This is a genomic window from Micromonospora phytophila (genome assembly GCF_023656545.1).
Lineage (GTDB): Bacteria > Actinomycetota > Actinomycetes > Mycobacteriales > Micromonosporaceae > Micromonospora > Micromonospora phytophila.
Map to the genome: position 1 here is coordinate 1 of NZ_JAMOKF010000232.1, position 8,926 is coordinate 8,926.

Consider the following 8,926-nt stretch of genomic DNA (forward strand, 5'->3'; position numbering starts at 1 on the left):
TGAGGCGGTCACCGTCGGCCACCGCCTCGTCCCGCCCCAGCGCGTCGAGGATCGCGTCGTCGTGGGCGATCATGGCGAGGTCCAGCTCCTCGCCGTCCTCCCGCCTGCGCTCGCTCATGCCACCGCCTCGTCCAGTCCGCCGCCGGCAAGCGTACGGAGCCGGGCAAGCGCACGGGACTGCGCCACTCGTACGGCCGCCGCCGACATGCCGAGGATCGTGCCGACCTCCTCGGCGGTCAGACCCACCGCGACCCGCAGCGTGATGATCTCCCGTTGGGTGTCGGGAAGGCGCTGCAGCAGCACCGACAGCCGGCGGGCCAGATCGGTGGCGACGGCCTGCTGCTCCGGCCCCGGCGCGGCGTCCGGGCGCTCCAGCGGGGTGTCGGTCATGGTGACGGCGGAGTCGCGCACCGCCGCCCGCTGCGCGTCGGCGACCTTGTGCGCGGCGACGGCGAAGACGAACGCCGAGAACGGTCTGCCCTGCTCCCGGTAGCGGGGGAGAGCCTTGAGCACCGCCAGGCAGACCTCCTGGGCCACATCGTCGGCCGTGGTGTACGCCCCGCCGATGCGACCCAGCCGAGCCCGGCAGTAGCGGACCAGCCGCGGCCGTACGTCGGTGAGCAGGGCGGCCAGGGCCGCCCGGTCGCCGTCGGCGGCCCGGCGGACGAGCTCCGGCTCGATCGTCGTGGTCATGGGGATGCGGGACACCTTCGTTACCGGCTGGTTAACCGCACGCTATCGAGACGCACACCACTTCGCTAGCTCACGTCGCGTGGCCGCGGCGCCACGAAAAGAAGTTGTTGCGCTCGGCCCGCCTCCCGCGATGTCCCAGGTAGCAACCAGCCAGGGGAGGGTCGATGGGCGTCGAAGTCGCCGTGCAGGGGCTGAGCAAGTCGTTCGGCGGCCAACCGGTCTGGTCGGACATCAGTCTGACCCTGCCCGCCGGCGAGATCTCCGTCCTGCTCGGCCCGTCCGGCACCGGCAAGTCGGTGTTCCTGAAGACCCTCGTGGGGCTGCTGCGGCCCGACGCCGGTTCCATCTGGATCGAGGGCAAGGACCTGCCCCGGCTGTCCGAGCGCGCGCTGTACGAGGTGCGCAAGCTGTTCGGCGTGCTGTTCCAGGACGGCGCGCTGTTCGGCTCGATGAACATCTACGACAACGTGGCGTTCCCGCTGCGCGAGCACACCCGCAAGTCCGAGTCGCAGATCCGCGACGTGGTCACCGAGAAGCTCGACATGGTCGGCCTGGTCGGCGCGGAGAAGAAGCTTCCGGGCGAGATATCCGGTGGCATGCGCAAGCGCGCCGGGCTGGCCCGCGCGCTCGTGCTCGACCCCCGCATCGTCCTGTTCGACGAGCCGGACTCCGGGTTGGACCCGGTGCGTACGGCGTACCTGAACCAGCTCATCATCGACCTCAACCAGCGGACCGGGGCGACGTTCCTGATCGTCACGCACGACATCAACACGGCCCGCACGGTGCCGGACAACATCGGGCTGATCTACCACGGGCACCTGGCCATGTTCGGGCCGCGGGAGATGCTGCTGTCCAGCACCGAGCCGGTGGTGCGACAGTTCCTCAACGCCCAGCGGATCGGCCCGATCGGCATGGCCGAGGAGAAGGACGCCGAGGAACTGCGGGCCGAGGCGGACGCCGGCGTGGAACTGCCGCCGCTGCCGCCCATCCCGCTGCAACTGCCGCCCTCGGACGGGCTGCCCCGCCGGGCCGAGCGGCCACCGGGGCAGTGGTGCCGGGACAACGACGTCACCCCGCCGCCCGGCTCCTTCGCGGGGCTCCGGGACGCCGAACAGCCGACCACCGAGCTCTGCCCGCTGCCGGCCGCCGGCGGGGGGGAGGTGGTCCGATGAGCGCCCCGGTCAACGCCGTCCGCGCCACCGGCGAGTTCTTCGCGTTCTGCCTGGACACGCTGCGCGGCCTCGGCCGCCGGCCGGTGCAGGTACGCGAGTTCGTCCAGCAGGCCTGGTTCATCAGCTCGGTGTCGATCCTGCCGGCCGCGCTCGTCTCCATCCCCTTCGGCGCGGTCATCGCCCTGCAACTCGGCTCGCTGGTCCGCCAGCTCGGCGCGCAGTCCTTCACCGGGGCCGCGTCGGTGCTCGCGGTGGTCCGCGAGGCGGGCCCGATCGTCACCGCGCTGATCATCGCCGGCGCGGGCGGGTCGGCCATCTGCGCAGACCTCGGCTCCCGCAAGATCCGCGAGGAGCTGGACGCGATGCAGGTGCTGGGCATCGATCCGATCCACCGCCTGGTGGTACCCCGCGTGCTCGCCTCGATGCTGGTCGCCGTCCTGCTCAACGGCCTGGTCAGCGTCGTCGGCGTCAGCGGTGGCTATCTGTTCAACGTGGTCCTCCAGGGCGGCACGCCCGGGGCGTACCTGGCCAGTTTCCAGGCCCTGGGGCAACTGCCCGACCTGCTGGTGGGCGAGGTCAAGGCGTTGCTGTTCGGCGCCGCCGCCGCACTGGTGGCCTCCTACAAGGGAATGACCGCCAAGGGTGGGCCGAAGGGAGTCGGCGACGCGGTCAACCAGAGCGTGGTGATCACCTTCATGCTGCTGTTCGCGCTGAACTTCGTCGTCACGGCCGTGTACTTCCAGGTCGTCCCGCAGAAGGGCAGCTGACATGGCCGCGCTGCGCCACCTCGACGACCTGGGCGGTCAGCTCGCCTTCTACCTGCGCGCGTTCGCCTGGGCGCCGCGCACCATGCGCCGGTACAAGCGCGAGGTGCTGCGGCTGCTGGCCGAGGTGAGCTTCGGTTCCGGCGCGCTCGCCGTGCTCGGCGGCACCGTCGGCGTCATCTGCTTCCTGACCTTCTTCACCGGCACCGAGGTCGGGCTGCAGGGCTACCAGGCGCTCAACCAGATCGGCAGCAGCGCGTTCACCGGCTTCGTCTCGGCGTACTTCAACACCCGGGAGATCTCCCCGTTGGTGGCGGCGCTGGCGCTGTCGGCCACCGTCGGTTGCGGCTTCACCGCCCAGCTCGGCGCGATGCGGATCTCCGAAGAGGTGGACGCCCTGGAGGTGATGGGCGTGCCGTCCCTGCCGTTCCTGGTGACCACCCGCATGATCGCCGGCTTCGTCGCGGTGATCCCGCTGTACGTGGTCGGGCTGCTCACCAGCTACCTCGCCACCCGGACCATCGCCGTCTTCTACTTCGGACAGTCCGCCGGCACCTACGACTACTACTTCCACCTCTTCCTGCCCCCCGGCGACGTGCTCTGGTCCTTCTTCAAGGTGCTGGTCTTCAGCGTGATCGTGGTGCTGGTGCACTGCTACTACGGCTACACCGCCAGGGGCGGGCCCGCAGCCGTCGGCGTCGCGGTCGGCCGGGCCGTCCGGCTCGCGATCGTCGCGGTCAACATCGTCGACTTCTTCCTGTCGCTCGCCATCTGGGGCGCGACCACCACCGTCCGGATCGCGGGGTGACCATGAGACATCGCATCCTCGGCATCGTCTTCATCGTCGTGCTGACGGCGGCGCTGAGCGCGTCCGTCCTGCAGTACCGCAAGGCGTTCACCCCGGTCGCCTGGGTCACCCTGCGCGCCGACCGGGCCGGCCTCCAGCTCAGCCAGGGCGCCGACGTCAAGGTACGCGGGGTCGTCGTCGGCGAGGTGCGCTCGGTCGGCACCGAGGGCGCCGGCGCCGTCATCCGGCTGGCCCTGGACCCGCGCACCACGCCCCGGATCCCCGCCGACGTCGGCGCGCGACTGCTGCCCAAGACCCTCTTCGGCGAACGGTACGTCGAACTCGTCCCGCCCCCCGGCAGCGGCGCCGCCCCGCCGATCCGGGACGGCGCGGTGATCACCCAGGACCGCAGCCGTACCGCGGTGGAGCTGGAACGGGTCCTCGACCAGGCGCTGCCACTGCTGCAGGCGGTCCGGCCCGACCAGCTCGCCGCGACCCTGGGCGCCATCTCGACCGCCCTGGAGGGACGCGGCGAGCAGCTCGGCGCGAACGTGGTCCGCCTCGGGGAGTACCTCAGGCAGCTCAACCCGACGATGCCCACCATCGCCGAGGACGTCCGGAAGCTGGCCGTCGTGCTCGACAGCTACGACGCCGCGCTGCCCGACCTGCTCGCCCTGCTGCGAGACGTGACCGTCACCGCCCGCACCGTCACCGACCAGAGCCAGCAGCTGGCCGCGTTCCTGGCCGACACCACCGACACCGCCGACGTCGCCCGGGGCTTCCTCGACCGACACGGCGACCAGCTCATCGCGCTCGGCGAGGTGAGCCGGCCGGTGCTGCAACTGCTCGCCACGTACGCCCCCGAGTACCCCTGCCTGATGAGCGGGCTGGTCGCCCTGCAACCCCGGGTCGAGGAGGTCTTCGCCGGCGGGCGGATGCACATCACCCTCGAGGTCACCCGCGACGGCGGCAGGTACGAGAAGGGCCGCGACGAGCCGGTGTACGGCGCGCACAACGGCCCGCAGTGCCGGGGCCTGCCCAGCCCCGGGCAGCCCGCGCCCGAGGTGCCCGTCGACGACGGGTACGACTACCGGGGCGCCCGCCCCCGTACCCCCCTCGTCGTCGGCACGCCGGCGAGTTCGCCCGCCGGCGGCTCCCCGGCCATGGGCCACGCCGGCACGGGTGAGGAGCGCGCCCTGGTAAAGCCCCTTGTCGGGGCCGTCACCGGCATCCCGCCGGCGGAGGTCCCGGACATCGCGGTCCTGCTCTGGGGGCCGCTGCTGCGCGGCGGGGTGGTGAGCGCCCGATGAGCGCCAGGACCTGGGCACCCCTGCTGAAGCTGGCGGTCTTCGCCGCGGTGACGCTGCTGCTGACCGGGCTGCTCGCCCAGACCCTCGGCGCCTTCCCACCCGGCGGCGTCACCTACCGCGCCCGCTTCACCGACGTGACCGGACTGCTCGCGGGAGACGACATTCGCGTCGCCGGGGTGAAGGTCGGCCGGGTCAGCCGGATCACGGTGGTCGACGACACCGTCGCCGAAGTCGTCTTCACCGTCACCCCCGACGTGCCGCTGGCCACCAGCGTCCGCGCCAAGATCCGCTACCGCAACCTGGTGGGCCAGCGGTACCTGGCGCTGACCGAGGGGCCGGGGGAGGGGCGGCCACTGCGGCCGGACGGCCTCATCCCGCTCGACCAGACCACGCCGGCACTGGACCTCACCGTGCTGTTCAACGGCTTCCGGCCGCTGTTCACCGCGCTCAGCCCGGACGACGTGAACAAGCTCGCCTACGAGATCATCCAGGTCCTGCAGGGCGAGGGCGGCACGGTGACCAGCCTGCTGCGACGTACCGCGTCCCTGGCCAACACCCTCGCCGACCGGGACGCCGTCATCGGACGGGTCGTCACCAACCTCAACGGCGTCCTGGGCACGCTGGCCGAACGGGACCGCAACCTGGACCAGAGCATCAGCCAGCTGCAGCAGTTCGTCTCCGGTCTCTCGGCCGACCGCACCGCCATCGGCGAGTCGCTGGTCAGCATCGGCGAGCTCACCACCGCCACGTCCTCGCTGCTGCGCGAGGCACGCCCACCGCTCGCCGCCGACGTGCGCGCCCTGGACGACCTCGCCGGCAACCTCAACCGCAACGCGGCCGTCATCGACAGCACCCTCGGGCGGATGCCGGAGCGGTACGAGGCCCTGACCCGCGTCGCCTCCTCCGGCTCGTGGTTCAACTTCTACCTCTGCGACTTCGACGGCACCGTGGCGGTGGCCGGCCGGGCGCCGCTCGACCTGCCCGCCTTCAGCGCCTCGACCGCCCGCTGTGCCACCGGAGGCAACCAATGACACCGTTCCGCGAACGCAATCCCGTCGTCGTCGGCGCGACCGGGCTGGTGCTGATCGTGGCGGCGCTGCTGGGCGCCTTCCAGCTGGACCGGCTCGCCGCACTGAGCGGACGTTCGTACCAGGCGGCCTTCCACGACGCCAGCGGCCTCGCCAGCGGCAACGAGGTGCGGGTCGCCGGGGTGCGGGTGGGCAAGGTGACCGCCGTGGAACTGGCCCGCGACGGCGCGCCCCGCGTACGGGTCCGGTTCCGGGTGGACGACGACGGCGTCCGCCTCGGCACCCAGACCGGCGCCACGATCCGGATCAAGACCGTGCTGGGCCAGAAGTACCTGGCCCTGTCGCCGGCCGGGCCGGGGCGGCTGCGCGAGGGTGGGGAGATCCCCCTCGCCCGCACCGCGGCGCCGTTCGACGTGGTGCAGGCCGTCACCGGGCTCGCCGACACCCTCGACAAGGTCGACACCGACCAGCTCGCCGCCGCCTTCACCACCCTGTCGCAGACCTTCGCCGAGACCCCCGGCAGCGTCAACGCGTCCCTGGTCGGGCTCTCCCGGCTCTCCCGCACCGTCGCCAGCCGCGACGCCGAGCTGCGGACCCTGCTCACCCGGGCCCGGGACGTCACCGCGGTGCTCGCCACCCGGGACGAGGAGTTCCGCAGACTGGTCACCGACGGCGAGGCGCTGCTGACCGAGGTGAGCCGCCGCCGCGACGCCATCCACAAGCTCCTCGTCGGCACCGACGAACTCGCCACCCAGCTCTCCGGACTGATCACCGACAACCGCGCGCAGCTCGAACCGGCGCTGCGCGAGCTGCGTGAGGTGGTCGCCATCCTGCAACGCAACCGGGACGACCTGGAGAAGACCATCCAGCGGATGGGCCCGTTCGTCACCGCGTTCGCCAACGTGGTGGGCAACGGCCGCTGGTTCGACTCGTACGTGTCCGGGCTGCTCCAGCCGTACCAACCCACCACGGGAGGCCGCTGATGCCCGGTCTGATGCGACGCCGGCGACGAGCCCTCGCCGTCGCCACCGCCCTGCTGGTCGCCGTCGCCGCCGGCGTGGTCGTCCTCCGCCACGGCACACCCCCACGGCAGGTGGTCGCCTGGTTCACCCGAGCCGTCGGCGTGTACCCGGGATCGGATGTGCGGGTGCTGGGCGTACGCGTGGGCGAGGTGGTCGCGGTGACCCCGCAGGGCCGGTCGGTCAGGGTCACGATGCGCTACGACGCGGGGATCTCCGTGCCCGCCGACGCGCAGGCGCTCATCGTCCCGCCCAGCGTGGTCAGCGACCGGTACGTGCAGCTCACCCCCGCCTACGCCGGCGGTGCCGCGCTCGCCGACGGGGCCGAGATACCGCTGGCTCGCACCGCCGCACCGATGGAGATCGACGACATCTACCAGGCCCTCGACGAGTTCAACCGCACGTTGGGCCCGCAGGGCGCCAACCGCGACGGTGCGCTGTCCGACCTCCTCGCCACGGGTCGGGCCAACCTGGAGGGCAACGGCCGGTACCTGCACGACACCCTCGATGGGCTGTCCGGGGCCCTGACCACCCTCTCCGACGGCCGGCAGGACCTCTTCGGCTCCGTCGCCAACCTGCAACGCTTCACCACCGCGCTGGCCCGCAGCGACCAGCAGGTGCGGGCCTTCAACCAGCAGCTCGCCGACGTCGCCGAACAGCTCGCCGGCGAGCGTGACGAACTGGCCGCGGCGCTGCGCAACCTGGCCACCGCGCTGGCCGAGGTCACCGCGTTCGTCAAGCAGAACCGCGCCGCGTTGACCTCCAACGTCGCGGCCCTGACCGACATCACCGGCGTGCTGGTCCGCCAGCAGCAGGCGGTCATCGAGATCCTCGACGTCGCCCCGCTCACCCTGAACAACCTCGCCCTGTCCTACAACCCGCGTTCCGGCACCCTGGACACCCGGAACAACGCGATGGGTCCGTACGACCCCGCGGGCTTCGCCTGCTCGTTGATGGTGGACCAGCTTCCCGCGGCGCGGGTGCCCGCGAAGTGCCTGGCACTCGCGCAGACCCTGCACTCGCGCGGGCTGCCCATGACCGACCAGCTGCGCAAGCTGCTCAAGCTGCCGCCCGGCGCCCCGGCGATCGGCGGGTCCTCACCGGGGCCTCCTGTCAGCTCCCCCGGTGCGCCGATCCCCGACCAGGCGCCGGGCGGCTCCGGCATCACCAGCGACCCCACCCTCGGGGGCATCCTGCGGGGCGTGTCATGACCGCCCGGACACTGCGCGCCCTGGCCGGCGCGGTCCTGGTGGCGCTGCTCCCGGCCGGGTGTGGCCTGCCCGACCTGGCCGGCGTGCCGCTGCCCGGCGGCGCCCCCGAGGGCGACGGATACGCCGTCACCGCCGAGTTCAGCGACGTGCTCGACCTGGTGCCGCAGGCCGCCGTCAAGGTCGACGACGTGACCGTCGGCAGCGTCGAGAAGATCTCCCTCTCCGGCTGGACCGCCCGGGTCACGGTGCGCGTCGGCGCCGACGTACGCCTGCCCGCCAACGCCACCGCCGCGATCCGGCAGAGCAGCCTGCTGGGCGAGAAGTACGTGACCCTCGCGGCGCCACCCACCGCCCCGGCGAGCGCCCGACTCGCCGACGGCGACGTCATCCCGCTGTCCCGTACCGCCCGCGGCGCCGAGGTGGAAGAGGTCCTCGCCGCCCTCGGGTTGCTGCTCAACGGTGGCGGCCTGGCGCAGCTGCGGACGATCAACCAGGAACTCGGCACCGCCCTCGACGGCCGGGAACCCGCCGTCCGGGACGCGCTCAGACAGCTCGACGAGTTCATCGGGGGGCTGGACAAGCAGAAGGCCGACCTGGTCCGCGCCCTCGACGCCCTCGACCGGCTGAGCGGTCGGCTCCACCGGCAGAAGCAGACGCTCGGCGAGGCGGTGGACGCCCTCGCCCCCGGCCTGACCGTGCTGGCCCGTCAGCGCGCCCAACTGACCGAGGCGCTGACCGCCCTGGGCAAGCTCGGCCAGGTCGGCACCCGAGTCGTCAACCGCAGCCGGGACGACACCCTGGCCGACCTCCGGGCGCTGCAACCGATCCTGGAGCAGCTGGTACGCGCCGGGGACGACCTGCCGAAGTCCCTGGACTTCATGCTGTCGTTCCCGTTCCCGCCGAACGTCACCGGCGCGATCGTCGGCGACTTCGTCAACCTGT

At 72.3% G+C, this 8,926-nt stretch carries 9 protein-coding genes; 8 read left to right on the forward strand and 1 reads right to left on the reverse strand.

What is annotated here, in order from left to right; genetic code table 11:
* Positions 1 to 114: 114 nt before the first annotated feature.
* Positions 115 to 693: an RNA polymerase sigma factor ShbA gene (gene shbA / locus NCC78_RS22600; RefSeq protein ID WP_250796887.1), complete on the reverse strand. Its 579-nt coding sequence runs from the start codon at positions 691 to 693 to the stop codon at positions 115 to 117.
* A gap of 164 nt (positions 694 to 857) precedes the next feature.
* Here shbA and NCC78_RS22605 point away from each other — a divergent pair, with 164 nt between their 5' ends.
* The 8 genes from NCC78_RS22605 to NCC78_RS22640 all read left to right on the forward strand — a co-directional run.
* A complete protein-coding gene (locus NCC78_RS22605) occupies positions 858 to 1,865 on the forward strand; it encodes an ABC transporter ATP-binding protein (RefSeq protein ID WP_284706344.1) in 1,008 nt (335 codons plus the stop codon).
* Positions 1,862 to 2,632 carry an MlaE family ABC transporter permease gene (locus NCC78_RS22610; RefSeq protein ID WP_250796888.1) on the forward strand — a complete coding sequence of 257 codons (771 nt, stop codon included), beginning with the start codon at positions 1,862 to 1,864 and terminating at the stop codon, positions 2,630 to 2,632. Before NCC78_RS22605 ends, NCC78_RS22610 begins: the two co-directional genes overlap by 4 nt.
* Position 2,633: 1 nt before the next feature.
* On the forward strand, positions 2,634 to 3,437 hold the full coding sequence (locus NCC78_RS22615; protein WP_250796889.1) for an MlaE family ABC transporter permease: 804 nt from the start codon (positions 2,634 to 2,636) through the stop codon (positions 3,435 to 3,437).
* A gap of 2 nt (positions 3,438 to 3,439) precedes the next feature.
* Complete coding sequence (locus NCC78_RS22620) at positions 3,440 to 4,726, forward strand: MCE family protein (RefSeq protein ID WP_250796890.1); 1,287 nt, start codon at positions 3,440 to 3,442, stop codon at positions 4,724 to 4,726.
* The gene (locus NCC78_RS22625; protein WP_250796892.1) at positions 4,723 to 5,757 is read left to right on the forward strand and encodes an MCE family protein; all 1,035 of its coding nucleotides are present in this window, start codon (positions 4,723 to 4,725) and stop codon (positions 5,755 to 5,757) included. Before NCC78_RS22620 ends, NCC78_RS22625 begins: the two co-directional genes overlap by 4 nt.
* Positions 5,754 to 6,737, forward strand: coding sequence for an MCE family protein (locus tag NCC78_RS22630; protein WP_250796893.1), 984 nt, complete (start codon positions 5,754 to 5,756; stop codon positions 6,735 to 6,737). Before NCC78_RS22625 ends, NCC78_RS22630 begins: the two co-directional genes overlap by 4 nt.
* Entirely contained in the window at positions 6,737 to 7,984 is a 1,248-nt protein-coding gene (locus tag NCC78_RS22635; protein WP_250796894.1) for an MCE family protein, read from the forward strand. The genes NCC78_RS22630 and NCC78_RS22635 overlap by 1 nt, the downstream gene beginning before the upstream one ends.
* Positions 7,981 to 8,926 (forward strand): MCE family protein (locus NCC78_RS22640; RefSeq protein WP_250796895.1); only part of this gene is annotated, 946 nt, incomplete at its 3' end. The genes NCC78_RS22635 and NCC78_RS22640, both read left to right, overlap by 4 nt.